Here is a 24,678-nt window from a genome sequence, read left to right on the forward strand (position 1 = left end):
GGTATCGGACACCCGGTTCCGACCGTAAGCTGTATCGGCCATCTTCACGCGTGACAGGCTCGACCGGAGTGCCCCTTGCCCAGCCCCTACCGCGCCATCTTCGCCGCCCCCGGCTCCAAGGGGTTCTCGGCGGCCGGATTCTTCGGCCGGATGCCGTTGTCCATGATGGGGATCGGCGTCGTGACCATGATCTCCCAGATCACCGGCCGGTACGGGCTGGCCGGCGCGCTCTCGGCCACGCTGGCCATGGCGGCGGCGGTCTTCGGGCCGCAGATCTCCCGGCTGGTCGACCGGTACGGACAGCGCCGGGTGCTGCGTCCGGCCACGCTCGTCTCCGTGGCGGCGGTCGCCGGACTGCTCGTCTGCGCCCAGCAACGGTGGCCCGACTGGACCCTGTTCGTCTTCGCCGCGGGCGTCGGCTGCGTTCCCAGTGTGGGTTCGATGATCCGGGCCCGGTGGGCGGAGATCTACCGCGGCTCGGCCCGTGAACTGCACACCGCCTACGCGTGGGAGTCGATCGTCGACGAGGTGTGCTTCATCTTCGGGCCGATCATCTCGATCGGGCTCTCCACCGCCTGGTTCCCGGAAGCGGGCCCGCTGCTGGCCGGTGTGTTCCTGGCGGTCGGTGTCTTCTGGCTGACCGCGCAGCGTGCCACCGAACCCGTCCCGCACCCCCGGTCGCAGCACTCCGGCCGCTCCGCGCTCCGCTCCCCCGGACTCCAGGTCCTGGTGGTCACCTTCGTGGCGACCGGAACGATCTTCGGGGCGGTGGACGTGGTCACCGTGGCCTTCGCCGAGGAGCAGGGCCACAAGGCGGCGGCCAGTCTCGTGCTCGCGGTCTACGCCCTGGGGTCCTGCCTCGCCGGGGCGGTGTTCGGGCTGATGCACCTCAAGGGCAAGCCGTCCACCAGGTGGCTGGTGGGGGTCTGTGTGATGGCCGTGAGTATGATCCCCCTCCAACTGGCCGGGAACCTGACGTTTCTGGCCGTGGCGCTCTTTGTCGCGGGCCTCTCCGTCGCACCGACGATGGTGACCACCATGGCCCTCGTCGAGCAGCACGTACCGCGCGCCGAACTGACCGAGGGCATGAGCTGGACCGGTACCGGGCTCGCGGTCGGAGTGGCGCTCGGCTCCTCGGCCGCGGGCTGGGTGGTCGACGCGTCCGGAGCGGAGGCGGGGTACGTGGTGCCCGTCGTGGCGGGAGCGCTCGCGGCCGCGGTGGGGTTCCTGGGGTATCGCCGGCTGGCCAAGCCGGTTCCTACGGGAGGGCGCGGGGAAGATGAACGACACCTACGCACGGACGACGACGAGCGCGTGGCGTAACTGGGCGGGGAACGTCACGGCCCGGCCGGTACGGGCGGTGTCACCCGCCTCGGTGGACGAGCTCTCCGAGGTGCTCCGCAGGGCGTCCGAGGACGGTCTGAGGGTGAAGCCGGTCGGCACGGGCCATTCGTTCACGGCGGCCGCGGCCACCGACGGCGTTCTGATCCGCCCCGATCTGCTCACCGGCATCCGGGAGATCAACCGTACGGCGATGACGGTGACGGTCGAGGCCGGCACCCCGCTGAAGCGGCTCAATCCGGCGCTCGCCCGGGAGGGGCTCTCGCTCACCAACATGGGCGACATCATGGAGCAGACGGTCGCCGGGGCCACCTCGACCGGTACGCACGGCACCGGCCGCGACTCCGCGTCCATATCCGCGCAGATCCGTGCCCTCGAACTGGTCACGGCGGACGGCACGGTGCTGCGCTGCTCGGAGGCGGAGAATCCGGATGTCTTCGCCGTGGCCCGCCTGGGACTCGGCGCACTCGGCGTGATCACCGCGATCACCTTCGCCGTGGAGCCGGTCTTCCTGCTGACGGCCCGTGAGGAGCCGATGACCTTCGACAGGGTCACCGCCGACTTCGACCGGCTCTTCACCGAGAACGAGCACTTCGAGTTCTACTGGTTCCCGCACACGGGCAACTGCAACACCAAGCGCAACAACCGCAGCGCGGGCCCGGCCGCCCCGCCCGGCAGGGTCGGCGCCTGGGTGGACGACGAGCTGCTGTCGAACGGCGTCTTCCAGGTCGCCTGCTCGCTCGGCCGGGCGGTCCCCGCGGCCATCCCGTCGATCGCCCAGCTCTCCAGCCGGGCCCTGTCGGCCCGTACGTACACCGACATCCCGTACAAGGTCTTCACCAGCCCGCGCCGGGTCCGCTTCATGGAGATGGAGTACGCGCTGCCGCGGGAGCGCGCTGTCGAGGCCCTCCGCGAGGTCAAGGCGATGATCGACCGCTCGCCCCTGCGGATCAGCTTCCCGGTGGAGGTCAGGACCGCGCCCGCCGACGACATCGCGCTCTCCACGGCCTCGGGCCGGGAGAGCGCGTACATCGCCGTGCACCTGTACCGGGGCACGCCGTACCAGGCGTACTTCACCGCGGTGGAACGGATCATGACCGCCCACGGCGGCCGGCCGCACTGGGGCAAGATCCACACCCGGGACGCCGCGTATCTCGCCGACGTCTATCCGCGGTTCGGCGAGTTCACCGCCGTACGCGACCGGCTCGACCCGGACCGGCTGTTCGCCAACGACTACCTGCGCCGCGTACTCGGCGACTGACGGGAGCGCACCGGGGACCGGCGCCGTCCGTCGTCAGCCGTCGGTTCCGGTGCCGGGCGTCGCCGCGTCCGGGCCCACCGGGGCCTCGGCCGTGCCGGTCGGGTCCGGGGTGGACGTGGCACCGTCGTCCGGCGCCGTCGGGGTGGGCGTGGGTGTCGGGGCGGTCCCGCCCTCGCCGGACCCTGACGGTGTGGGAGTCGGCGCGGTCGTGCTGCCGTCGCCCTCCCGGCCGGTGTCCGGGGCGGTGCTCGCGCCGTCGCCCGGGTCCGTGCCCGGCGCGGTGCCGCTGCCGGAGCGCTGGTCCTGGTCCGTGCCCCGCTCCTGGTCCGTGCCGCTGGAGGGCGTGGGCCCGGCCGGTCCCGAGCCGTCGCCACCGCCCCGTACGACGGAGCCGAAGGTCGTTCCCCGGCCGCCGCTCAGGTCGTTGCCCGAGACCAGCTCGAACGCGGTGATCCCGATCATCGCCAGCGCGAAGACCGCGACGGCCGCGAGCACCGACTTCCTCCAGCCGCGGATGCGCGTGCCGTGCGTGGTGGCGCCGGAGAACGCGTCGTCCGGGCCGCCCGCCGCGAGCGCCTCGGGCGCGTCCGCCCGCCTGAGCACCTGGGTGCGTTCGGGATCGGGCTTCATCGGCCGCGTACGGTCCGGGGCGGGCTTCAGGAGCTGGGTGCGGTCCAGGTCGAGCATCCGGGTGCGGTCGAGGTCGGGCCGCACGGTCCGCAGCACGGTCGTCGCGTCGTCCACCGGCTGCTGCCGCGTCCGCCGCCCGCGCTCAGCCGGGGCCGTCTCCCTCGTCCGTACGGTCACCTGGCGGCCCGCCGGGTGCTTCACCTGGACCGTGACCTCGCGGATCTGCTCGCCCGTGCGGCGGAAGAAGTGCTGGAAGACGGAGCCTCCGCAGGTGGCGACGACGCTCATCACTCCCGCGCCGAGAATCGTTCCGTACACGCCCAGTTGCGAGGCCATGACGGCCGCGGCGACCGCCGCCACGGCACTGCCCGCAACCTGCGGCAGACTCAGATCGATACGCCTTTCCTTGGTTTCTGTGTCGCTTTCCGGCCTATCAACCATTACCTGCCCCTGCTTGACATCTCTCCCACCATGCAACAGGAAGGGACCTTTGGGCGAAGTGAATAGTTCCGCTTCAGGTGATTCTGTGAAGCAGGACACGCATTGCGCACATATGACCGGGCTGCGCGGAGGTCAACTCCCGCGCCCCGCGAGAACTTCGGCGGCGCGCCGGTCCACCCGCGTGGCCCGAATGGAGTACTGTGGCGAGCCCTGGGGCCGGACTCCCGCATGGGTATCCGAGCTTTACGGGAGGGGGCCGAAGACGGCACTCGAACCGGCGGCGCCGCGGCATCGCACGGCGCCCGCGACACGGAGTGACCACCTGGTCACTGTGCGTCGCACATAGGTAACCGTGCCATCGCGGCGTGCAAGGGCCAAGGCCCGACACGCCGGGCAACTTGGCAAGGTTGTGGCAGGCTGCACCCGGGCAGGCCACACTCGACTAGCGGAAGCAGCGACGCACGTGACGTCGGCAGGCACCACCCGGGAGGTTCCCATGCCCGAACTGCGTGTCGTGGCCGTCTCAAACGACGGCACACGACTGGTGCTCAAGGCTGCGGACAGCACGGAGTACACGCTTCCGATCGATGAGCGGCTGCGCGCCGCCGTGCGCAACGACCGCGCCCGGCTCGGCCAGATCGAGATCGAGGTGGAGAGTCACCTCCGCCCCCGCGACATCCAGGCACGGATACGCGCCGGTGCCTCCGCGGAGGAGGTCGCTCAGTTCGCCGGAATCCCCGTCGACCGTGTGCGCCGCTTCGAGGGCCCCGTGCTCGCGGAGCGTGCCTTCATGGCCGAGCGGGCCCGGAAGACTCCCGTGCGCCGTCCCGGCGAGAACACCGGCCCCCAGCTCGGCGAGGCGGTGCAGGAGCGCCTCCTGATGCGGGGCGCGGACAAGGAAACGGTCCAGTGGGACTCCTGGCGCCGTGACGACGGCACCTGGGAAGTCCTCCTGGTCTACCGCGTCGCGGCCGAGACCCACTCGGCGAGCTGGACGTACGACCCGCCTCGGCGGCTCGTCCAGGCCGTGGACGACGAGGCGCGCTCGCTGATCGGCGAGACCGACGACGTCGCCGCGCCGGAGCCCAGCTTCCCCTTCGTACCCCGGATCGCACGGCTGCCGCGCGACCGGCCGCTGGACCGTGCCCTGGACCGTCAGATGGAGCGGCCCACTCCGCCTCCGCCTCCCGAGCCCGAGGAACACATCGGCGGGGTGTCGGCCGGCGAGCGCGACTCGCTGACGAGCCTGCTGGAGGCGGTGCCGAGCTTCCGTGGCGACATGGTCGTACCAGAACGGCCCGCGCCGCCCGAGCCGCCCGCCATCGAGCCCGCGATCCAGGAGCCCGAAGCGGACGAGCCGCCCGCGGCGGCTGCCTCCGCGGGGGCGGGCTCGGCGTACGCGGACGTCCTGATGCCGCGGGCGGTGGCCGGGCATCGCGACCGGCTCACCGGGACGACGGACCGGCAGGCCGAGGCGGACGGTGTCCGTCCGGGCCGGCGGGCAGCGGTACCCAGCTGGGACGAGATCGTGTTCGGTACGCGCCGGAAGAAGCAGGACTGAGCCGGTGACCGCCGCATGACGAGGGCCCGTACGCCACCGCGTACGGGCCCTTGCTCTGTCCTGGTGCCGGAACCGGCCCCGCCCGGAGGCTTACCGCGGGTCCGGGCCCGTCGCGACCGGCCGGGACGCGTCGGAGGACCACTCGGACCAGGAACCCGCGTACAGAGCGGCCCGGTATCCGGCGATCTCCAGTGCCAGGACCTCGTGGGCGCCGGAGACGCCCGAGCCGCAGTACACGCCGACCTCACCGGCGTCGCCGTCGGCTCCCAGCCCGGAGAACCGGGAGGCCAGCAGTTCGGCCGCGAGGAATCGTCCGTCCTCGCCGACGTTCTCCGTGGTCGGCGCCGAGACGGCGCCCGGGATATGACCGCCGACCCGGTCGATCGGCTCCACGTCACCCCGATAGCGCTCCGCCGCCCGCGCGTCGAGCAGCAGCCCCGAACGGGCGAGGGCGGCCGCCGCGTCCGCGTCCAGCAGCGGCAGGGCACCCGGCTCGGGACGGAAATCGCCCTCGGCCGGCTTCGGTGTCCCGGTCGAGAGCTCTCCGGTCCAGGCCGGGAGACCGCCGTCCAGCACCCTGACGCCGGAGTGCCCGGTCCAGCGCAGCAGCCACCAGGCGCGGGCGGCCGCCCAGCCCTGGCCGCCGTCGTACACGACGACGGGAGTGTCGCGGGAAACCCCGGCGCGGCGCATCACCGCCCCGAACTCCTCCGGGTCGGGCAGGGGGTGCCGGCCGCCCTTGCCCGCCGGGCCCGCGAGCTCGGCGTCGAGGTCCACGAAGACCGCGCCGGGCAGGTGCCCGGCCTCGTAGTCGGGGCGGCCGTGCGGACCACCCAATTGCCAGCGGATGTCCAGGAGCACCGGCGGCCGTGGCCCCGCCAGCTCGCTCGCACATTCGGATGCGGTGATGATGGGCTTCATGAGTGCCATCCTCGCGCAGGAGCTACCCGGCCTGTAACGATGCCGATGCGGACATTCCCTCCCAAATCGGTTCCTCCGTGTCGAGAAGCCGTCGAAAGGCGGCGCGGCCGGGGCGCGTCACGCGTCAGGTGGTGCAAGCATCTGCACGGGCGTACATCACCTCCACCATCCCGGGCCGGTGTGCCGGCCCTGTCCTTTCGTACGGCCACCACAACGGTCCGAGGAGAGAAGACGATGACCGAGGCTGCCGAGCGGCGCACACCCGGAACACCGTGCTGGGTGAGTCTGATCGTGCACGGCCTGACGGCCACCCAGGAGTTCTACGCGGGCCTGTTCGGCTGGGAGTTCCGGCCGGGGCCCGAGCAACTGGGTCCGTACGTCCGTGCGCTGCTCGACGGCAAGGAGGTCGCGGGGCTCGGACAGCTGGCCCCCGACCGGCACCTGCCGACCGCCTGGACGACCTATCTCGCCACCGACGACGCCGACCTCACCGCGGAGACGATCCGCTCCTGCGGGGGCACCGTCGCTGTCGGGCCCCTCGACGCGGGCGAGGCCGGCCGCCTGGCCATCGCCTCCGACCCGAGCGGGGCGGTCTTCGGCGTATGGCAGGCCGCCGCCCACATCGGCACGGCCCTGGCGGGCGCCCCGGGGACCCCGGTCTGGAACGAGCTGGTGACCCGGGAGACAGCGACGGTCGGCAAGTTCTACCAGGCGGTCTTCGGCTTCGAGGCGGAGGCGGTCGTCTCCGCCGACTTCGACTACCAGACGCTCCATGTGGACGGCCGCCCCGTGGCCTCGCTGCACGGCGTGGGGCACGCGCTGCCGCGCGACCGGGGACCGCACTGGATGACCCACTTCGAGGTCGCCGACACCGACGAGGCCGCGGCCCGGGTGGTCGAGCTCGGCGGACACGTCCTCCAGCCGCCGAGGGAAGGCGCGACGGGCCGGCTGGCGACCGTCTCGGACCCGGAGGGCGCGGTCTTCACGATCGTACGGTCGACCGCTCGCTGAGCGAGCGGGACCGCCGGGTCAGCTGCCGGACGTGACCGGGAGGACATCCGGGGACAGCGCGCCCGCGTGGGCAGCGGCCGACGTCATACGGCGGCGGTGGTGGCGGCGGCAGAGGACCTCGTAACCGATCTCCTCCGCCGGGCGGTTGACGTCACCGACGACCACCTGGGCACCCTCGACGACCATCTCCCCGCCCACCGTACGGGCGTTGTGGGTGGCGCGGGCTCCGCACCAGCACAGGGCCTCGACCTGAAGGGCCTCTATCCGGTCGGCGAGCTCGATCAGCCGCTGGGAACCGGGGAAGAGCTTGGTGCGGAAGTCCGTGGTGATCCCGAAGGCGAACACGTCCATGTCGAGCTCGTCCACGACCCGGGCGAGCTGGTCGATCTGCTCGGGGGCGAGGAACTGGGCCTCGTCGACGATCACGTAGTCCGCCTTGCCGCCCTTGGAGAGCTGGGCGACGAGATACGCGTACAGGTCCATGCCCTCCGGCGCCTCGACCGCCTCCGTCACCAGGCCGAGCCGGGAGGACAGTTTGCCCTCCCCCGCCCGGTCGTCACGGGTGAAGATCACGCCCTGCAGCCCCCTCGCATCGCGGTTGTGGGCGATCTGGAGCGCCAGCGTGCTCTTTCCGCAGTCCATCGTTCCGGAGAAGAACACAAGCTCGGGCATGAGGGGTTGAGCACCTTTCGGGCGGGCGTGAAGCGGGGGGGGGAGGGGGACGAGGGGGCTACGAACGCACTTCGAGCAGCGGGACGAGCTGTTCGGCGGGGGTCATCGAGCCGTGCATACCGACCATCGCCGACTCGTGCGGTTCCTGGACGGAGGCGGTGATCACCACGTCGTCGTGGGCGGCCGCCACCACGTCGCCGATCCGGCCGTACACCCGCTCGTCGATCCGGGGGCCGAACCAGCCTGCCGCGATGGCCTCGTCCCGGCTCGCCACCCAGAACTGCTCGCCGAGGACTTCCCGCCAGACGGTCAGCACATCGGCCTGGGCGCCGGGGACCGCGTACACGTGGCGGGCCCGGCCCTCGCCGCCGAGCAGGGCGACTCCCGCGCGCAGCTCCCAGTCCTCGTCGAAATCGATCCGGGACTGCTCGTCGAAGGGGATGTCGATCATGCCGTGGTCGGCCGTGATGTACAGCGCGGAGCGGGGCGGGAGCTGTTCCGCCAGGCGCCGGGCGAGACCGTCGACGTACATCAGCTGGCCGCGCCAGGCGTCGGAGTCGATGCCGAAGCGGTGCCCCTTGCCGTCGACCTCGCTGTAGTACGTGTAGACGAGGGAGCGGTCACCGGCGGCCAGCCGTTCGGCGGCGACGTCCATCCGGTCCTCGCCGGAGAGCCGGCCGAGGAAGGAGCCGCCGCTGAGCGCGACCTTGGTGAGCGGGGTCTGCTCGAAGGTGGGGGCGGACACCTGCGCGGTGCGCACACCCGCCGCGTCGGCGAGCTTGAAGACGGTGGGGTTCGGCTGCCAGACCTTCGGCTCGGTCCAGGGGCGCCAGCGGAGCTGGTTCATCAGCTCGCCGGTCTCCGGATTACGGACCGTGTAGCCGGGAAGGCCGTGCTCCCCGGGCGGGAGCCCCGTACCGACCGAGGCGAGGGAGGTCGCCGTGGTGGACGGGAAGCCGGCCGTGAGCGGGCGGCCCGTACCACCGCGCGAGGAGGGCAGCAGCGAGTACAGGAACGGCGCCTCGTCGGGGTGGGCCTTGATCTGCTCCCAGCCGAGCCCGTCGATCAGGAACACGCAGTTCCGGTCGGCGGGGGCGAGCTCGGGGATCGTGGCCTCGAACCCGGGGACGCCCTGGCCGGCGACGAGCGTCGGCAGCAGGTCGGAGAGTGACCCGCTCCCGTACTCGGGGACCGGGGCGGTGTCGAGAGGAAGCAGAACAGGGTCCTGCCACGCGGGCTGCACCATCAGCGGCCGGTCGCCGCGGTCGCGGCCGTGGCCTCGGAGAGCGCCTGGGCGAAGGCGAGCGTCTCGCGCACGGTCTCCGGGCCGTCACCGGCCTCGCTGACCCGCAGGCTCAGGTCGTCGGCGGTGGAGCTGCCGGTGTAGCCGTGGTCGGCCTCGCAGTTGGGGTCGCCGCAGGCGGCGGGCTCCAGGTCGATACGGGAGACGGCGCCCCAGCCGATGGTGAGGACGACCTCGCGGGGCAGGGTTCCCGGCACGTACTTCTCCGGGTTGGCCACGACACGGCTGAGCACGACGGAGGAGATCCGGTCGAGCTTGACCGACTCGGTCGAGGTGGTGGCGAACGGAGTGGGTGAATCCGCGTCCGCGGTCTGCTCGTCGGTGTGGCTGACGATGAAACGGTTGTCCGTCAGGACCAGCACCGTGACATGGCGGCGCACCTCGTTGGAGTCGAAGGTGGTCTCCTGGTGCACCACGTACGAAGCGACCGGCTCCCCGCCGACGGCGGCCTCCACCGCCTCGGCCACGAGGGCCGGGTAGTAGCCGCTGCGCTCGATCGCCGCGCGCAGCCCCTGGGTCGTCGTACCGGTCTTTGCCATAGGGACCATCCTACGGGGGCCCGGTGGCTGCCGGGCACGCCGTGCGGCAGGTACGGCGGCCGGACCTCGGGACGGATCGGTGAGCGGCGGAGGCGGGCGCGGAGGTCCTCAGCGCCTGCGGGGCCCGGGTTCCTCAGTAGCTGGGGAGGTGGCGGGGGCCGAGGTCGCCGCGGACGGGGGGCGGGGCGAGCCGGACGCTCGCTCCGAGGACGGTCAGCCCCTGGGTGGCGACGACCACGGGTTCGAGGGCGACGGAGACCACCTCCGGGTGGTCGTCGACCAGCCGCGACACCCGCAGCAGCAGCTCTTCGAGCGCCTGGGTGTCGACGGGTGCGGAACCCCGCCAGCCGAAGAGCACCGGGGCCGCCTTGATGGATCTGATCAGCTCGGCGGCGTCCCGGTCGGTGGCCGGGACCAGCCGGTGTGCGGTGTCGCCGAGGAGTTCGGAGGGGGCGCCCGCGAGACCGAAGGAGAGCACCGCGCCCGCCGCCGCGTCGATCGAGGCGCGGACGACGGTGTCCACTCCACGCGGTGCCATGGCCTGCACGACCGGCTGGAGCTCGGCCGGTCTGCCGAGGAGCTCGGTCAGATCGCCGTACGCCCGCCGCAGCTCGCTCTCGTTGGCGAGGTCGAGCCGTACGCCTCCGAGGTCGGCGCGGTGGCGCAGGTGGGGGGCGGTGGTCTTGAGCGCCACGGGGTAGCCGAGCCGCGCGGCGGCGGCGACCGCTGCCTCCGGGTGGGGTGCGGGGAGGGTGGGCCGGACGGTGATGCCGTAGGACCCCAGCAGTTCGCGGGCCTCGTCGTGCGTGAGCGGCCGGCCCCGCGGGTCGGGGTCGGGGCCGAGCAGTCCGCCGATCAGGCGGGCCGCCCCTGCCTCGTCGATGGTGTCGTCGAAGTCGGGCACCTTGCCGGGGACGGCCGCCTGGCGGCGCCACTGCGCGTACCTCACCGCTTCGGCGAGCGCGCGGACGGCCCGTTCGGCGGCCGGGTAGGCGGGGATGCGCCCGACGCGGGCCGGTGCGCTCGTGGCGGCTTCCGGTGCGGACTCACCGGGGGGCGGCGAGAGGGTGGTGTCCCGCGCGGACCCGCCGGAGGGCGGCGCGAGGGCGGTGTCCCGCGCGGGAGCCTGCGTCCGGGCCCCGGCGCGGGCGGTGGCGACCGTGCCGGCGGCCGCGGCCAGGGCCTCCGCCAGGCCGCCGATCTCCACGTGGACCACCGCGACGGGCTTGGCGGGACCGGTGGCCGCCGCTTCGCGCAGGGCGGCGGCCAGGACCTCGCCGTCCCCCGTCTCCGCCTCGCCGTTCTCCCCCACCCAGGGGATCGCGGTCACGATCACGGCGTCGCAGGTCTGGTCGCCGAGCGCCTCGGCCAGCGCGTCCCGGAAGTCCTGCGGACTCGCCGCGGTGGTCAGGTCGCGGGGCGGACGCGGGCGCAGTCCCTCCGCGAGACAGGCGTCGTACGTGAGCAGGCCCAGCGACTCCGAGTTCCCGAGGATCGCGACCCGGGGCCCGGCCGGGAGCGGCTGTCCGGCGAGGAGCAGGCCCGCGTCGACCATCTCGGTCACCGTGTCCACGCGGATCACGCCCGCCTGGCGCATCAGCGCGGAGACCGTCGCGTCGGGAATCCGGCTGACCGGCACGGCGTGGCCGGGCGGGTTGGAACCACTGTGCCGCGCGCCCTTCACCACCACGACGGGCTTCACGGCCCCGGTCCGCCGTGCGAGGCGGGTGAACTTGCGCGGATTGCCCAGCGATTCGAGGTAGAGGAGGGCGACATCGGTCTCCTGGTCCTCGTACCAGTACTGGAGGAAGTCGTTGCCGGAGACATCGGCCCGGTTGCCCGCCGAGATGAACGTGGACAGGCCGGCGCCGCGCCGGTGGAGCCCGGAGAGCAGCGCGATCCCGATCGCGCCCGACTGGGTGAAGAGCCCGATGCGGCCGTGGGCGGGCGACTCGGGGGCGAGAGAGGCGTTCAGCCGGACGGCTTCGGAGGTGTTGATGACGCCGAAGGCGTTCGGGCCGATGATCCGCATGCCGTACGAGCGGGCCTGGCGCACGAGTTCGCGCTGCCGCTCGCGCCCTTCGGCGCCCTGTTCGGCGTATCCGGCGGAGAGGACGACCAGTCCCCGTACGCCGTGCTCACCGCAGTCGGCGACCGCCTCGGGCACCCGGTCGGCGGGCACGGCGAGGACCGCGAGGTCGACCCGCTCGTCGATCTCGCCGACGGACCGGTGCGCGGGGACGCCGTCGATCTCGGTCAGGCCGGTGTCGAAGGCCCGGTTCACGGCGTACGTACGCCCGGTGTAGCCGGAACCGAGGAGGTTGCGCAGCACGGTACGGCCGACCCCGCCGGGGGTGCGGCCGGTGCCGACGACGGCGACGGAACCGGGGGCGAGGAGGCGCTGCACCGACCGCGACTCGGCGCGCTGTTCGCGGCCGCGCTGGACGGCGAGGGACTCGGCGGTGGGTTCGAGGTCGAGGGTGAGGTGGACGGCGCCGTCCTCGAAGCTGCGCTGCTGGGTGTAGCCGGCGTCGCGGAACACCTTGATCATCTTGTTGTTGGCGGGCAGCACCTCGGCGGCGAAGCGGCGGATGCCCCGCTCGCGGGCGACCGCGGCGATGTGTTCGAGGAGCGCGGAGGCCACCCCGCGGCCCTGGTGGGCGTCCTGGACGAGGAAGGCGACCTCGGCCTCGTCGGCGGGGGCGGTGGCGGGCCGGCCCCGTTCGTCGATGCGGTCGTAGCGCACGGTGGCGATGAACTCGCCGCCGGTCGTGACGGCGAGACCGACCCGGTCGACGTAGTCGTGATGGGTGAAGCGGTGCACGTCCTTGGCGGAGAGCCGCGGGTACGGGGCGAAGAAGCGGTAGTACTTCGACTCGTCGGAGACCTGCTCGTAGAAGCTGACCAGCCGCTCGGCGTCGTCGGTCGTGATCGGCCTGATGCGCGCGGTGCCACCGTCGCGGAGCACCACGTCCGCTTCCCAGTGGTCGGGGTACGCGTGATGCGGACTCTGCTCCGGCGTGGGCTGCATGGGCAAAGCCTACGGCTGACACACCGGTCGCGGAGGGATCGGGGCCGGGGCAGTCTGAGGGTGCTCGACCGGCCGCAGCGGCCGGGCCCGGGACCGGGCACAGCAGTGCGCACTGCATGAGAGACTGGTCTAGACAACCATTGATTCGTGAAGGGCAGAACCATGGCTGAGCGCCGCGTCAACGTCGGTTGGGCCGAGGGCCTGCACGCCCGCCCCGCTTCCATCTTCGTCCGTGCCGCCACGGCCTCCGGCGTCCCCGTGACGATCGCCAAGGCCGACGGCAACCCGGTGAACGCCGCGTCGATGCTCGCGGTGCTCGGCCTGGGCGCCACCGGTGGCGAGGAGATCGTGCTCGCGTCCGAGGCGGACAACGCCGAAGCCGCCCTGGACCGCCTGGCCAAGCTGGTCGCCGAGGGGCTCGAGGAGCTTCCGGAGACGGTCTGATTCCGGCTGGATCCGACCGGAATCAATTCTGCGACGGAGTCGCGGCATCCCTGAACGGGTGCCGCGACTTCTTCGTTTCCGGAAAGGCGCCGACGGGCTCGAATTCGGGCAGCACAAAGAAAGTCCTGCGAAATTACCTTCTTTGTATACGGCGCAATTGTTAATGACGGACGCCCGCGGTGTTTACGGCATGTTGCGAAGTGCTCACCCGGGCCGGGACCGGGCCGCGCCCCGGGCGGTCCGGGCGGCGCAGCCGGTGAGCGGCGATCGCACGCTCGGCGTGCTGGACGGCCAGCGCCCTGGCCCGGTCCGCGTCACCGCGCGCGACGGCGTCCACGATCGCCCCGTGCTCGGCCCAGGACTCCGCGGGGCGTACCGGCTGCTCGACCGCGTACATCCAGGCGATCTTGTGCCGGAGCTGGGTGAGGAGCGCGATGAGGCCGGGGCTGCCCGACGCCTGGGCGAGCGTCTCGTGGAACCAGCCGCCCAGGGAGCGCAGATCCTCGCCCTCACCCCGCCGCACCCGCTCCTGACCCAGCCTGACCAGGCCACGCAGCACCTTGAGGTGGGCCTCCGTACGCCGCTGCGCGGCCCGCGCGGCGCCGAGCGGTTCCAGCAGCATCCGGACCTCCAGGAGATCGGCGGCCTCCTGCTCGGTGGGCTCGGCCACGCACGCGCCCGCATGCCTGCGCGTGACGACGAACCCCTCGGACTCCAGCGTGCGCAGGGCCTCGCGCACCGGGACGCGCGAGACCCCGTAACGACGCGCGAGCAACTCCTCGGTGAGGCGGCTGCCGCGATCGAAGACACCGGAGACGATGTCGTCACGGATTGCCGTGCATACCGAATGCGCGGGAATGCGCATGTCCGAACCTCCGCCTTAATCCCCGCGAAACGCGGCCGATCGACGCCTGTTCTGCGACTCTATTGCAATGAGCGCGAATTTCCGATGGCAGAGCGGAATCAAGGGATATCTTCTGGCCACGGAAGGCTTCGGCGGACGGACTCCGGGCGATATGCCGAAGGCCCCGGCGGGGAGCCGGGGCCTTCGGGAAGCGCTGGTGCGGCGCGTGGGTCAGACGTTCAGCCCGTGCGCGCGCAGGTACGCGACGGGGTCCATGTCGGAGCCGTACTCGGGGGTGGTCCGGGCCTCGAAGTGGAGGTGCGGTCCGGTGGAGTTGCCGGTCGAGCCGGAGATACCTATCTGCTGCCCGGAGGTGACGCTCTGGCCGACGGAGACGCCGATCGAGGAGAGGTGTCCGTACTGGGTGTACGTGCCGTCCGTCATCCGGAGCACGATGTTGTTGCCGTAGGCCCCGCCCCAGCCCGCCTCGACGACCGTACCGGCGCCGACGGCGACGACGGAGGAGCCGGACGCGGCGTGGAAGTCGACACCGGAGTGGCTGCCGGAGGACCAGAGGGAGCCGCTGGACTTGTAACCGGTGGTCACGTAGGAACCGGCCACCGGAAGGTGGAACGAGGTCAGCCGCTTGCGCTCGGCCGCGCGGGCGGCACGCGCCTCGGCCTCGCGGGCCTCCTCGGCACGCGCCTGCGCCTTGCGCTTGGCCTCGGCCTTCGCCTTCGCTTCCGCCTTGGCGGCGGCAGCAGCCCTGGCCTTCGCCTTGGCTGCGGCCTCGGCCTGCTGCTCCTGGGCCTTCGCCTGGGCGGCTATCTGGTCGGCGAGGGTGCCGTCGATGGCGACGGCCTGGATCAGGCCGGTGTCGCTGATGACGCGGGCCTCGTCCGCGGCGAGGGCCGGCGAGGCCATCCCGCCGATGACGCCTGTGGTGGCCAGAGCCGCGATGCCGGCGACCTGGGCGCTCTTGCGCGTCAGACGGCTCGGGGCACGGTGCTTCCCGGTGGCACGGGTGAACGCCATGGAGGGGCTGATCCTTTCCTTCCTTCTCGCCTACCGGGTTAGCTGACGGGTTCGGAGCAGGAAGGTCTCCTACGGGCCCCTGCACCGCCGAGGAGGCGCAGACGTCCGATTCACCCCAGGGACTTCGTGGGTCCCCGGCTCCCCAGGCTCGCGCCTGACGGGGACTCGGCGATGGCTGCCCGGCGCCACGGATGCGGCATACATGACGGACAGCCGAGCCGACGCTAAACGGGGCCACTTTCAATCACCAAACGGACAGGCGGTTTTGTAGTACATCCCACAGGGCAGACAGGAAACCTCCCCACCAAAGCGGACAAAAGGAAGGGACCCCGACGGGCAGTTGCCCATCGAGGTCCCCTTTGTTCACTTTTGCGAGTACGGCAGTGAGCCGGCCGGCCGTCAGCCGCTGACGACCGACACCTCGCCGATTCCCAGGGCGCGGACGGGGTCCGCGATCTGGGAGGCGTCGCCGACGAGCACCGTGACCAGCCGGTCCACCGGGAACGCGTTGACCACGGCGGCCGTCGCCTCGACCGTCCCCGTCTCGGCCAGGCGCGCGTACAGCTGAGCCTGGTAGTCGTCCGGGAGGTGCTGCTCGACCTGGTCGGCGAGGGTGCCCGCCACGGACGCCGCCGTCTCGAACTTCAGCGGGGCGACACCCACGAGGTTCTGCACGGCCGTCTCGCGCTCGGCGTCGGTCAGCCCCTCGGCAGCCAGCGTCCGCAGGACCTTCCAGAGGTCGTCCAGCGCCGGTCCCGTGGACTCCGTGTCCACCGAGCCGCTGATGGCGAGCATCGCCGCTCCGGTGCGCCCGGACGAGGAACCGGGTGCCGTCGAGCGCAGCACCTGCCCGAAGGCGCGGACGCCGTAGGTGTAGCCCTTCTCCTCGCGCAGGACCCGGTCCAGCCGCGAGGTGAGGGTGCCGCCCAGGCAGTACGTGCCGAGGACCTGGGCCGGCCAGACGCTGTCGTGCCGGTCGGCGCCGATGCGGCCGATCAGCAGCTGCGTCTGGACCGCGCCCGGGCGGTCCACGATCACCACGCGGCCCCGGTCGTCCGCCGTGATCGGCGGGACGGGGCGGGGCTCGGCGGTGTTGCCCGACCAGTCACCGACCGTGTCGGCGAGCAGCGCGTCCACGTCGACCCCGGTGAGGTCGCCGACGACGACCGCGGTGGCGGTGGACGGACGGATGTGCGCGTCGTAGAAGGCGCGCACGGCAGCGGCGTCGATCCGCTTCACCGTCTCCTCGGTGCCCTGGCGCGGACGCGACATCCGCGCGGTGGCGGGGAAGAGCTCCTTGGAGAGCTGCTTGGCCGCCCGGCGGGCGGGGTTGGCCTGCTCGTGCGGGATCTCGTCGAGGCGGTTGCCCACCAGACGCTCGATCTCGCTCTCGGAGAAGGCGGGTGCCCGCAGCGCTTCGGCGACCAGCCCGAGCGCCTTGGCCAGCCGGGAGACCGGGACCTCCAGGGAGACCCGGACGCCGGGGTGGTCGGCGTGCGCGTCGAGAGTCGCGCCGCACCGCTCGAGCTCGGCAGCGAACTCCTCGGCGGAGTGCTTGTCCGTGCCCTCGGACAGGGCGCGCGCCATGATCGTGGCCACGCCGTCGAGGCCCTCGGGCTCAGCGTCCAGCGGCGCGTCCAGGAAGATCTCCACCGCGACCACCTGCTGGCCGGGGCGGTGACAGCGCAGCACGGTGAGGCCGTTGGGCAGGGCGCCCCGCTCGGGGGCGGGGAAGGCCCAGGGCCTGGCCACGCCCGCGGTCGGCTGCGGGTGGTACTGCATCGCTACTCCAGTCACAGCGGCGTCGCTCACTGCTCGGCCCCCTCGTGCGTGTCGGTGCCGGCTTCGGCGGTGTCGTCGGCATCGGCGTCGGCGTCGGCCGGCGCTTCGACCGGCTCGTAGACCAGGACCGCGCGGTTGTCGGGGCGCAGGCAGGCCTTGGCGGCCGCCTGGACCTCCTCCGCGGTGACGTCGAGCACCCGCTGCACGGCCGTCAGGGCCAGCTGCGGGTCGCCGAACAGCACGGCGTACCGGCACAGTTCGTCGGCGCGGCCCTCGACCGTACCGAGACGGTCCAGCCACTCGCGCTCCAACTGCGCCTGGGCCCGCTCCATTTCCTCGGGCGTGGGGCCCTCGGCGGCGAACCTGGCCAGTTCCTCGTCGACCGCGGCCTCGATCTGCGGCACCTCGACACCGCCGGACGTCTTGACGTCCAGCCAGCCGAGCGAGGGTGCTCCGGACAGCCTCAGCAGCCCGAACCCGGCGGCCACCGCCGTACGGTCGCGGCGGACCAGCCGGTTGTGCAGCCGGGAGGACTCGCCGCCGCCGAGCACGGTCAGCGCCAGATCCGCCGCGTCGCACTCCCGGGTGCCGTCGTGGGGCAGCCGGTAGGCGGCCATCAGCGCACGCGCCGGGACCTCCGCGTGGACCACTTCGCGCAGCTGCTCACCGATGATGCCGGGCAGCGTGCCGTCACGCGGCGGCTGCTTGCCGTCGTGGGCCGGGATGGAACCGAAGTACTTCTCGACCCAGGCGAGCGTCTCCTCGGGGTCGATGTCGCCGACCACCGAGAGCACCGCGTTGTTGGGCGCGTAGTACGTACGGAAGAACGTACGCGCGTCCTCCAGGGTCGCGGCGTCCAGGTCGGCCATCGAGCCGATCGGGGTGTGGTGGTACGGGTGGCCCTCCGGGTAGGCGAGGGCCGTCAGCTTCTCGAAGGCCGTGCCGTACGGAACGTTGTCGTACCGCTGGCGACGCTCGTTCTTCACGACGTCGCGCTGGTTCTCCATGGACTCCTCGTCGAGCGCGGCGAGGAGCGAGCCCATGCGGTCGGCCTCCAGCCAGAGCGCCAGCTCCAGCTGGTGCGTGGGCATGACCTCGAAGTAGTTGGTCCTCTCGAAACTGGTCGTGCCGTTCAGCGAACCACCGGCTCCCTGCACGAGCTCGAAGTGCCCGTTCCCCTTGACCTGGCCCGAGCCCTGGAACATCAGGTGCTCGAAGAGGTGAGCCAGGCCGGTGCGCCCCTTGACCTCGTGGCGCGAACCGACGTCGTACCAGAGGCAGACCGCGGCGACCGGGGTCAGATGGTCCTCCGAGAGCACCACACGCAGGCCGTTGGCCAGGCGGTGCTCGGTCGCTGTTCTGCCGCCGGAGCCGGCCTGAGCTGTGGCCGTGTGACCCATGGGCATGTACGTCCCTTCGATCGCGATACAGGTTTTCCTGCCAGACCTGCCACTCTAAGCAAGCGCACCGACACCTGGCGAAGTTCCCGATCCGTTGATGTTGTCGTAGATGCTGCCGTAAACGGTGCCTCACGCGGGGCCCGCAGGACCGCTTCGGACGGGTCGAGGTCGGCGTTGTCAGTGCGGCGGTCCACAATGGTCCGCGTCAGAACCTGAGGTTGCCCGAACAGAATCCGTGAAGGAGTCGCAGCAGCGATGGCCCGCCGCAGCACGAAGACCCCGCCGCCGGACGACTTCGAGGAGAGAATCCTCGATATCGACGTCGTCGACGAAATGCAGGGCTCCTTCCTCGAGTACGCCTACTCGGTGATCTACTCCAGGGCCCTGCCCGACGCCCGCGACGGCATGAAGCCGGTGCACCGCCGCATCGTGTCCCAGATGAACGAGATGGGGCTCCGCCCCGACCGCGGCTATGTGAAGTGCGCCCGCGTCGTCGGCGAAGTCATGGGCAAGCTGCACCCGCACGGCGACGCGTCGATCTACGACGCGCTGGTGCGCATGGCGCAGCCGTTCTCGATGCGCCTCCCGCTCGTCGACGGACACGGCAACTTCGGCTCGCTCGGTAACGACGACCCGCCCGCCGCCATGCGGTACACCGAGTGCCGTATGGCCGACGCCACCTCGTTGATGACGGAGTCGATCGACGAGGACACCGTCGACTACCAGTCGAACTACGACGGCCAGGAGCGGGAGCCGGTCGTCCTCCCCGCCGCGTACCCGAACCTCCTGGTCAACGGCACGACCGGGATCGCGGTCGGCATGGCGACCAACATGCCGCCGCACAATCTGGGCGAGGTCATCGCCGCCGCCCGCCACCTCATCAGGCACCCGGGCGCGGACCTGGAGACCCTGATGCGGTTCGTCCCGGGTCCGGACCTGCCGACCGGGGGCCGGATCGTCGGCCTCGGCGGGATCAAGGACGCGTACGCGGCAGGCCGTGGCACGTTCAAGATCCGCGCCACGGTCGCCGTGGAGGACGTCACCGCCCGCCGCAAGGGCCTCGTCGTCACCGAACTTCCCTTCACCGTCGGCCCGGAGAAGGTGATCGCCAAGATCAAGGACCTGGTCTCGGCGAAGAAGCTCCAGGGCATCGCGGACGTCAAGGACCTCACCGACCGGTCGCACGGCCTGCGTCTGGTCATCGAGGTCAAGAACGGCTTCGTACCGGAGGCGGTGCTGGAGCAGCTCTACAAGCTCACGCCGATGGAGGAGTCCTTCGGCATCAACAACGTGGCGCTGGTCGACGGCCAGCCGCTCACCCTGGGGCTCAAGGAGCTCCTGGAGGTCTACCTCGACCACCGCTTCGAGGTGGTGCGCAGGCGCAGCGAGTTCCGCCGGAGCAAGCGCCGCGACCGGCTGCATCTGGTCGAGGGCCTGCTCGTCGCCCTGGTCGACATCGACGAGGTCATCCGTCTCATCCGGGACAGCGACAACTCGGCGCAGGCGAAGGAGCGGCTCATGGAGCGCTTCTCGCTGAGCGAGATCCAGACGCAGTACATCCTGGACACTCCGCTGCGCAGGCTCACCCGGTTCGACCGGATCGAGCTGGAGAGCGAGCGCGACCGGCTCAACGCGGAGATCGACCAGCTGACCGCGATCCTCGATTCGGACGCCGAGCTGCGCAAGCTCGTCTCCGGCGAACTGGCCGCGGTGGCCAAGAAGTTCGGCACCGACCGTCGTACGGTGCTCCTGGAGTCGGCGGGTTCGCAGGTCGCCTCCGTACCGCTGGAGGTGGCGGACGACCCGTGCCGGGTGCTCCTCTCCTCGACCGGGCTGCTCGCCCGTACGGCGAACGCCGACCCGATCGTCATCGGCGAGGACGCCAAGCGCGCCAAGCACGACGTGATCGTGTCGTCCGTCGCCGCGACGGCACGCGGCGACGTGGGCGCGGTCACCTCGACCGGCCGGCTGCTGCGGCTCTCGGTGATCGATCTGCCGAGGCTCCCGGACACGCACGCGGCCCCCAACCTGTCGGGAGGGGCGCCGGTCGCGGAGTTCCTCTCGCTGGAGACGGACGAGGAGCTGGTCTGTCTCACCACGCTGGACGAGGCCTCGCCCGGCCTGGCGATCGGCACCCTGCAGGGGGTGGTGAAGCGGGTGGTGCCCGACTACCCGGCCAACAAGGACGAGTTGGAGGTCATCTCGCTCAGGGACGGTGACCGGATCGTGGGCGCGACCGAGTTGCGTACGGGTGAGGAGGACCTGGTCTTCATCACGTCCGATGCCCAGCTGCTGCGCTATCCGGCCGCTCAGGTGCGGCCCCAGGGCCGCCCCGCGGGCGGTATGGCGGGCGTCAAGCTCGCGGCGGGGGCCGAGGTGCTCTCCTTCACCGCGGTGGACCCGGCCGCGGACGCGGTGGTGTTCACGGTGGCGGGGTCGCACGGCACGCTGGACGATTCGGAGCTGACGTCGAAGCTCACCCCGTTCGACCAGTATCCGCGCAAGGGCAGGGCCACCGGTGGTGTGCGGTGTCAGCGGTTCCTCAAGGGCGAGGACGTGCTCGTCTTCGCCTGGGCGGGCGCGGTCCCGGCACGGGCGGCCCAGAAGAACGGGACGCCGGCCCAGCTGCCGGAGCCAGACCCGCGCCGTGACGGTTCGGGCACACCGCTGACGAGTCCGGTCGCGGTGATCGCCGGGCCTGTGTAGCCGACGGCCCCGGACGACGGCGCCTCGGCTAGAGGCGGGCGTCGTCGTCCGGGTGGTGCGCGTCCGGCTGGTGTACGTAGCGCAGGATGCCCCACATGCTCCGCTCCCGGTCCTGGGAGGCGTCCGGTGCGGGTGTGGCGCTCTCGCGGCAGTCGGAGAGCTCCTTGTGCAGCGCCTCCGCGTCGATGCCCGAACCGATCAGCACGAGCTGGGAGATCCGCTGCTCGCCCCGCCCCCACGGCTGCGGAACGAAGCGCAGGAAGCGGCCGACCGCGTGCAGGGCGTACCGGTGGTCCGGGTCCCCCGCGCCGAAGTCGGCGAACCCCTTGATCCGGTAGAGCCCCTCGGGCCTGGTGTCGAGGAAGCTCATGAAGCGGCGGGGATCCAGGGGGACGTCGGCCGTGAAGGAGAGACTCTCGTACGCCGTGTGGAGATGGTCCGCGTGCTCCTCACCGGCCTGGGCCCGTTCCTCCAGGAAGAGGTCCTCGAAGGTGAGCTGACGGGCCTGCTCGTCCTCGTCGGGCCGCAGGACCGGGTCGAAGAGCAGTCCCGGATCGATCCGTCCGTACGCGGCGGAGACGACGGCCGCGCGGCTGCCCGCCGCCGCGACGGCCTCACGCAGCCGGCGGTGTCCGGCGTCGTCGACCCGGTCCGTCTTGTTCAGCACGACGAGGTCGGCGACCGCGAGATGGCGGTCGATCTCCGGGTGCCGGTCCCGGGTGCGTTCGAACTCGGCCGCGTCGACGACCTCGACCAGTCCCCCGTACCGGATGCGCGGGTTGTCGCTGGCCAGGAGCATGCGTACGAGCTCCTGGGGCTCCGCCAGGCCGCTCGCCTCGATGACGATCACATCGAGGCGGGCGGCGGGCCTGGTCAGCGTCTCCAGGTAGGTGTCGAGTTCGCTCGCGTCGACGGCGCAGCACAGACAGCCGTTGCCCAGCGAGACGGTCGAACCGACCTGTCCAGCGACGGTCATGGCATCGATCTCGATGGACCCGAAGTCGTTGACGATCACACCGATCCGGTTGCCCGCGCGGTGCCGGAGGAGATGGTTGAGCAGCGTCGTCTTTCCGGAGCCCAGGAAGCCCGCCAGGACGATGACCGGGATCTGCGGGGTGCGGGGCGGGGTCAACGGGGGCCTTTCTCGTGGACGGTCAGGGGGCCGGGACCGGCTGGGGCGCAGGCGTGCCGGTGTAACGGGCCGCCGGGCGGATGATCTTCGAGTCCTCCGCCTGCTCCAGGATATTGGCGCTCCAGCCGATCACACGCGCCGCACAGAAGGTGGGCGTGAACATCTCGCGCGGCAGTCCGCAGAGCTCCATGACCACTCCCGCGTAGAACTCGACGTTGGTGTGGAGCTCACGCCCCGGCTTCAGCTCGGCGAGGATCGCCTCCACCTGCCGCTCGACCTCGACCGCGAAGTCGACGAGCGGCCCGCCGAAGCCCTGCGCGAGGGAGCGCAGCATCCGCGAACGCGGGTCCTCGGTGCGGTACACGGGGTGCCCGAAGCCCATGATGCGCTCGCCCGCGAGGACCCGTTCCCGGATCCAGCCGTCGACGCGGTCGGGGGTGTCGATCGCGTCCAGCGTGTCGAGGGCGCGGCTGGGGGCGCCGCCGTGCAGCGGTCCGGAGAGCGCGCCGACCGAGGCGACCAGGCAGGCGGCCACGTCGGCGCCGGTGGAGGCGACGACCCGGCCGGTGAACGTCGAGGCGTTGAAGCCGTGGTCGATGGTGGAGATCAGGTACTGCTCGACGGCCCTGACCCGTGCGGCGTCCGGCTCGGAGCCGGTGAGCATGTACAGGTAGTTCGCGGCGTACGGCAGGTCGTCGCGCGGCTCGACGGGTTCGAGCCCCTGGCCGAGCCGGTACAGGGCGGTGAGGATGGTCGGGACCGCGGCGCAGGCCGCGAGGGCGTCGTCACGGCGGCGCTCGGCACCTATGTCGTACACCGGGCGGAAACCGGCGCGGGCTCCGAGCAGCGACAGAGCCGTACGCAGCCCGGCGAGCGGGCCGGACACGGCGCCCGCCCCGGCAATGGCGGGCAGCGCTTCCACGACCTCGGCGGGCAGGTGGCGCAGCGCCGCCGTCCGGGCCGTGAAGCTGTCGCGGGCGGCCCGGTCGGGCAGCTCGCCGTGGAACATCAGGTACCAGACGTCCTCGAAGGTGCGGCTCTGCGCCAGCTCGATCGCCGAGTACTGCCGGTAGTGGTAGAAGCCCTCGCGCCCCCGGACGTCACCGAGAGCGGTATCGGTGACGACGACGCCCGCGAGGCCGCGGGGTACGTCGAGCGGTGCGGTGTCAGTGGTCATGGCCGTCATGTCGGGACTCGCTTCCGTGATCCATGGGGTCTCCATGTATTGATTCGACTGTCCATGCTTGACTCTGATCGTGTCAATATTGATTCAATCAATGTGCGCACGGATGGATACGGTGGGGACCATGACGGATCAAGCAGCGCGGAGTGCCGACCCGGGAGACACGGCGGAGGGCCGCCGGCTCACCACACGGGAGACCGCCGAGCTGCTGGGCGTGAAGCCCGAAACCGTGTACGCGTACGTCAGCCGGGGCCAGCTGAGCAGCAGGCGCGCCCCCGGCGGACGCGGCAGCACCTTCGACGAAGCAGAGGTCAGAGCCCTGGCCCGGCGTACGGGACGGAGGGAGCCCGCACCCGCCGACGGCGGCCTCGTCTTCCGTACGGGCATCACGCTCATCGACCACGACCGGTACTACTTCCGTGGCGTCGACGCGACGGAGCTGGCCCGCCACCACGGCTACGAGGAGGTCGCCGAGTGGATCTGGACCGGCGAGCTCCGGCCAGGCGTCCGCTTCACCGCGCCGCCCGTATCGCTCGCGGCAGCGCGACGGGCCGTCGACGCGCTGCCCGCGCACAGCGGCTCGACCGACCGCCTGCGGGTCGCGCTCGTCGCGGCGGCGGCCGCCGATCCGCTGCGCTTCGACCTCAGCCCGCAGGGCGTCCTCAGCAGTGCGCGCGGCCTGATCCCCACCCTGGTGGGCGCCCTGCCGATGGCCGGCGGGCGGGACCTCCCCGCCCAGGGAGGCGATACGGGAATCGCCCGTCAGCTGTGGCCGAAACTCACCGCTCAGCGGGGCGACGCGGCCACGCTCGCCGTCCTGGACACCGCCCTCGCCCTGCTGACCGACCACGACCTGGCGGCATCGACGCTGGCCGCCCGGGTCGCCGCGTCCGCCCACGCCCATCCCTACGCCGTGGTCTCGGCGGGCCTCGGCGTCCTGGAGGGGCCGCTGCACGGCGCCGCCAGCGGCCTCGCCCACCGCATGCTCTCCGAGGTCGTGGAGCGGGGCAGCGCGGCCCCGGTCGTCGCCGACCACCTCCGTACCGGCCGCCGGGTGCCGGGCCTCGGCCACCGCCTCTACACGGGCGAGGACCCCCGTGCGACGGCGCTGTTCGCCCTGCTCGCGGACGTGCCGCAGGCAGCCCAGGTGCTGGCGGCGGCCCGTGACGTGGTCACCACCACCGCCCGCCGCACTCCCCTGCACGCCAACGTCGACCTGGCGCTCGCGGTCCTCTCGGTCGCGTGCGGCATGCCCGCGGAAGCGGGCGAGACGGTGTTCGCGGTGTCCCGCACGGCGGGCTGGATCGCTCACGCCCTGGAGGAGTACACGGAACGCCCGCTGCGCATGCGGCCCCGCGGGCAGTACGAGGGCCCCCGCCCCCCGCAGCCCCTGCCCGCGCCAACGGCCGCCGGATAGCCGGTCCACGAGGGGGATTTCGGA

General features: G+C 71.9%; 19 protein-coding genes and 1 riboswitch. Of the genes, 7 read left to right on the forward strand and 12 right to left on the reverse strand.

The features are described 5' to 3' along the window. Positions 1 to 75 precede the first annotated feature (75 nt). Positions 76 to 1,323, forward strand: a complete 1,248-nt coding sequence (locus AC07FA_RS19900) for an MFS transporter (protein ID WP_479077058.1) — start codon at positions 76 to 78, stop codon at positions 1,321 to 1,323. Continuing rightward, positions 1,280 to 2,602, forward strand: coding sequence for a D-arabinono-1,4-lactone oxidase (locus AC07FA_RS19905; RefSeq protein WP_479077060.1), 1,323 nt, complete (start codon positions 1,280 to 1,282; stop codon positions 2,600 to 2,602). The genes AC07FA_RS19900 and AC07FA_RS19905 overlap by 44 nt, the downstream gene beginning before the upstream one ends. A 33-nt stretch (positions 2,603 to 2,635) precedes the next feature. Here the strand turns inward: AC07FA_RS19905 and AC07FA_RS19910 are convergent, their stop codons facing one another. Continuing rightward, positions 2,636 to 3,673, reverse strand: a complete 1,038-nt coding sequence (locus tag AC07FA_RS19910) for a hypothetical protein (RefSeq protein ID WP_479077061.1) — start codon at positions 3,671 to 3,673, stop codon at positions 2,636 to 2,638. 496 nt (positions 3,674 to 4,169) lie between these two features. Here AC07FA_RS19910 and sepH point away from each other — a divergent pair, with 496 nt between their 5' ends. Beyond that, positions 4,170 to 5,234 carry a septation protein SepH gene (gene sepH, locus AC07FA_RS19915; RefSeq protein ID WP_479077063.1) on the forward strand — a complete coding sequence of 355 codons (1,065 nt, stop codon included), beginning with the start codon at positions 4,170 to 4,172 and terminating at the stop codon, positions 5,232 to 5,234. A gap of 90 nt (positions 5,235 to 5,324) precedes the next feature. On the opposite strand, the gene AC07FA_RS19920 is transcribed toward sepH, so the two are convergent. Beyond that, positions 5,325 to 6,155: a sulfurtransferase gene (locus tag AC07FA_RS19920; protein WP_479077064.1), complete on the reverse strand. Its 831-nt coding sequence runs from the start codon at positions 6,153 to 6,155 to the stop codon at positions 5,325 to 5,327. A gap of 234 nt (positions 6,156 to 6,389) precedes the next feature. On the opposite strand from AC07FA_RS19920, the gene AC07FA_RS19925 reads away from it, so the two are divergent. Beyond that, a complete protein-coding gene (locus tag AC07FA_RS19925; protein ID WP_479077065.1) occupies positions 6,390 to 7,166 on the forward strand; it encodes a VOC family protein in 777 nt (258 codons plus the stop codon). An 18-nt stretch (positions 7,167 to 7,184) separates the two neighbouring features. On the opposite strand, the gene AC07FA_RS19930 is transcribed toward AC07FA_RS19925, so the two are convergent. The 4 genes from AC07FA_RS19930 to AC07FA_RS19945 all read right to left on the reverse strand — a co-directional run bounded on the left by AC07FA_RS19930 (position 7,185) and on the right by AC07FA_RS19945 (position 12,711). Beyond that, positions 7,185 to 7,838, reverse strand: coding sequence for a thymidine kinase (locus AC07FA_RS19930; protein ID WP_479077066.1), 654 nt, complete (start codon positions 7,836 to 7,838; stop codon positions 7,185 to 7,187). A gap of 58 nt (positions 7,839 to 7,896) precedes the next feature. Continuing rightward, complete coding sequence (locus AC07FA_RS19935) at positions 7,897 to 9,084, reverse strand: alkaline phosphatase family protein (RefSeq protein ID WP_479077068.1); 1,188 nt, start codon at positions 9,082 to 9,084, stop codon at positions 7,897 to 7,899. Continuing rightward, positions 9,084 to 9,680, reverse strand: coding sequence for a DUF5998 family protein (locus AC07FA_RS19940; protein ID WP_479077070.1), 597 nt, complete (start codon positions 9,678 to 9,680; stop codon positions 9,084 to 9,086). Before AC07FA_RS19940 ends, AC07FA_RS19935 begins: the two co-directional genes overlap by 1 nt. Positions 9,681 to 9,813: 133 nt before the next feature. After that, the gene (locus AC07FA_RS19945; protein WP_479077071.1) at positions 9,814 to 12,711 is read right to left on the reverse strand and encodes a bifunctional acetate--CoA ligase family protein/GNAT family N-acetyltransferase; all 2,898 of its coding nucleotides are present in this window, start codon (positions 12,709 to 12,711) and stop codon (positions 9,814 to 9,816) included. 162 nt (positions 12,712 to 12,873) lie between these two features. Between AC07FA_RS19945 and AC07FA_RS19950 the strand changes: the two genes are divergently transcribed. After that, a complete protein-coding gene (locus AC07FA_RS19950; protein WP_328906274.1) occupies positions 12,874 to 13,155 on the forward strand; it encodes an HPr family phosphocarrier protein in 282 nt (93 codons plus the stop codon). A gap of 160 nt (positions 13,156 to 13,315) precedes the next feature. On the opposite strand, the gene AC07FA_RS19955 is transcribed toward AC07FA_RS19950, so the two are convergent. The 4 genes from AC07FA_RS19955 to AC07FA_RS19970 form a co-directional block, all read right to left on the reverse strand. Further along, entirely contained in the window at positions 13,316 to 14,020 is a 705-nt protein-coding gene (locus tag AC07FA_RS19955; RefSeq protein ID WP_479077073.1) for a GntR family transcriptional regulator, read from the reverse strand. Positions 14,021 to 14,230: 210 nt separating this feature from the next. Then, positions 14,231 to 15,034, reverse strand: a complete 804-nt coding sequence (locus AC07FA_RS19960; RefSeq protein WP_479077075.1) for a M23 family metallopeptidase — start codon at positions 15,032 to 15,034, stop codon at positions 14,231 to 14,233. A gap of 13 nt (positions 15,035 to 15,047) precedes the next feature. Next, a riboswitch (cyclic di-AMP (ydaO/yuaA leader) is annotated at positions 15,048 to 15,215 on the reverse strand. 218 nt (positions 15,216 to 15,433) lie between these two features. Beyond that, a complete protein-coding gene (locus AC07FA_RS19965) occupies positions 15,434 to 16,816 on the reverse strand; it encodes a M16 family metallopeptidase (protein ID WP_479077241.1) in 1,383 nt (460 codons plus the stop codon). Positions 16,817 to 16,842: 26 nt separating this feature from the next. After that, a complete protein-coding gene (locus AC07FA_RS19970; RefSeq protein WP_479077076.1) occupies positions 16,843 to 18,222 on the reverse strand; it encodes a M16 family metallopeptidase in 1,380 nt (459 codons plus the stop codon). Positions 18,223 to 18,471: 249 nt separating this feature from the next. On the opposite strand from AC07FA_RS19970, the gene AC07FA_RS19975 reads away from it, so the two are divergent. Beyond that, positions 18,472 to 20,922 (forward strand): DNA gyrase/topoisomerase IV subunit A, encoded by a 2,451-nt coding sequence (locus AC07FA_RS19975; protein ID WP_479077077.1) that lies wholly within the window; start codon positions 18,472 to 18,474, stop codon positions 20,920 to 20,922. Between the two features lie 28 nt (positions 20,923 to 20,950). Here AC07FA_RS19975 and AC07FA_RS19980 read toward each other — a convergent pair whose 3' ends face one another. Beyond that, positions 20,951 to 22,054: a CobW family GTP-binding protein gene (locus AC07FA_RS19980; protein ID WP_479077078.1), complete on the reverse strand. Its 1,104-nt coding sequence runs from the start codon at positions 22,052 to 22,054 to the stop codon at positions 20,951 to 20,953. A 22-nt stretch (positions 22,055 to 22,076) separates the two neighbouring features. After that, positions 22,077 to 23,240 carry a citrate/2-methylcitrate synthase gene (locus AC07FA_RS19985; RefSeq protein ID WP_479077243.1) on the reverse strand — a complete coding sequence of 388 codons (1,164 nt, stop codon included), beginning with the start codon at positions 23,238 to 23,240 and terminating at the stop codon, positions 22,077 to 22,079. A 121-nt stretch (positions 23,241 to 23,361) separates the two neighbouring features. Between AC07FA_RS19985 and AC07FA_RS19990 the strand changes: the two genes are divergently transcribed. Continuing rightward, entirely contained in the window at positions 23,362 to 24,654 is a 1,293-nt protein-coding gene (locus AC07FA_RS19990) for a citrate/2-methylcitrate synthase (RefSeq protein ID WP_479077079.1), read from the forward strand. Positions 24,655 to 24,678 lie beyond the last annotated feature (24 nt).

The organism is Streptomyces sp. NPDC045968, from assembly GCF_056430475.1.

What these genes read in the sequence shown, in the direction of transcription:
- AC07FA_RS19905 (WP_479077060.1), top strand. Translation starts at nt 1,280, where the DNA reads ATGAACGACACCTACGCACGGACGACGACGAGCGCGTGGCGTAACTGG.
- AC07FA_RS19990 (WP_479077079.1), top strand. Translation starts at nt 23,362, where the DNA reads ATGACGGATCAAGCAGCGCGGAGTGCCGACCCGGGAGACACGGCGGAG.
- AC07FA_RS19960 (WP_479077075.1), bottom strand. Translation starts at nt 15,034, where the DNA reads ATGGCGTTCACCCGTGCCACCGGGAAGCACCGTGCCCCGAGCCGTCTG.
- AC07FA_RS19945 (WP_479077071.1), bottom strand. Translation starts at nt 12,711, where the DNA reads ATGCAGCCCACGCCGGAGCAGAGTCCGCATCACGCGTACCCCGACCAC.
- AC07FA_RS19975 (WP_479077077.1), top strand. Translation starts at nt 18,472, where the DNA reads ATGGCCCGCCGCAGCACGAAGACCCCGCCGCCGGACGACTTCGAGGAG.
- AC07FA_RS19940 (WP_479077070.1), bottom strand. Translation starts at nt 9,680, where the DNA reads ATGGCAAAGACCGGTACGACGACCCAGGGGCTGCGCGCGGCGATCGAG.
- AC07FA_RS19970 (WP_479077076.1), bottom strand. Translation starts at nt 18,222, where the DNA reads ATGCCCATGGGTCACACGGCCACAGCTCAGGCCGGCTCCGGCGGCAGA.
- AC07FA_RS19935 (WP_479077068.1), bottom strand. Translation starts at nt 9,084, where the DNA reads ATGGTGCAGCCCGCGTGGCAGGACCCTGTTCTGCTTCCTCTCGACACC.
- AC07FA_RS19950 (WP_328906274.1), top strand. Translation starts at nt 12,874, where the DNA reads ATGGCTGAGCGCCGCGTCAACGTCGGTTGGGCCGAGGGCCTGCACGCC.
- AC07FA_RS19930 (WP_479077066.1), bottom strand. Translation starts at nt 7,838, where the DNA reads ATGCCCGAGCTTGTGTTCTTCTCCGGAACGATGGACTGCGGAAAGAGC.
- AC07FA_RS19925 (WP_479077065.1), top strand. Translation starts at nt 6,390, where the DNA reads ATGACCGAGGCTGCCGAGCGGCGCACACCCGGAACACCGTGCTGGGTG.
- AC07FA_RS19965 (WP_479077241.1), bottom strand. Translation starts at nt 16,816, where the DNA reads ATGCAGTACCACCCGCAGCCGACCGCGGGCGTGGCCAGGCCCTGGGCC.
- AC07FA_RS19910 (WP_479077061.1), bottom strand. Translation starts at nt 3,673, where the DNA reads ATGGTTGATAGGCCGGAAAGCGACACAGAAACCAAGGAAAGGCGTATC.
- AC07FA_RS19920 (WP_479077064.1), bottom strand. Translation starts at nt 6,155, where the DNA reads ATGAAGCCCATCATCACCGCATCCGAATGTGCGAGCGAGCTGGCGGGG.
- AC07FA_RS19955 (WP_479077073.1), bottom strand. Translation starts at nt 14,020, where the DNA reads ATGCGCATTCCCGCGCATTCGGTATGCACGGCAATCCGTGACGACATC.
- AC07FA_RS19985 (WP_479077243.1), bottom strand. Translation starts at nt 23,240, where the DNA reads ATGACGGCCATGACCACTGACACCGCACCGCTCGACGTACCCCGCGGC.
- sepH (WP_479077063.1), top strand. Translation starts at nt 4,170, where the DNA reads ATGCCCGAACTGCGTGTCGTGGCCGTCTCAAACGACGGCACACGACTG.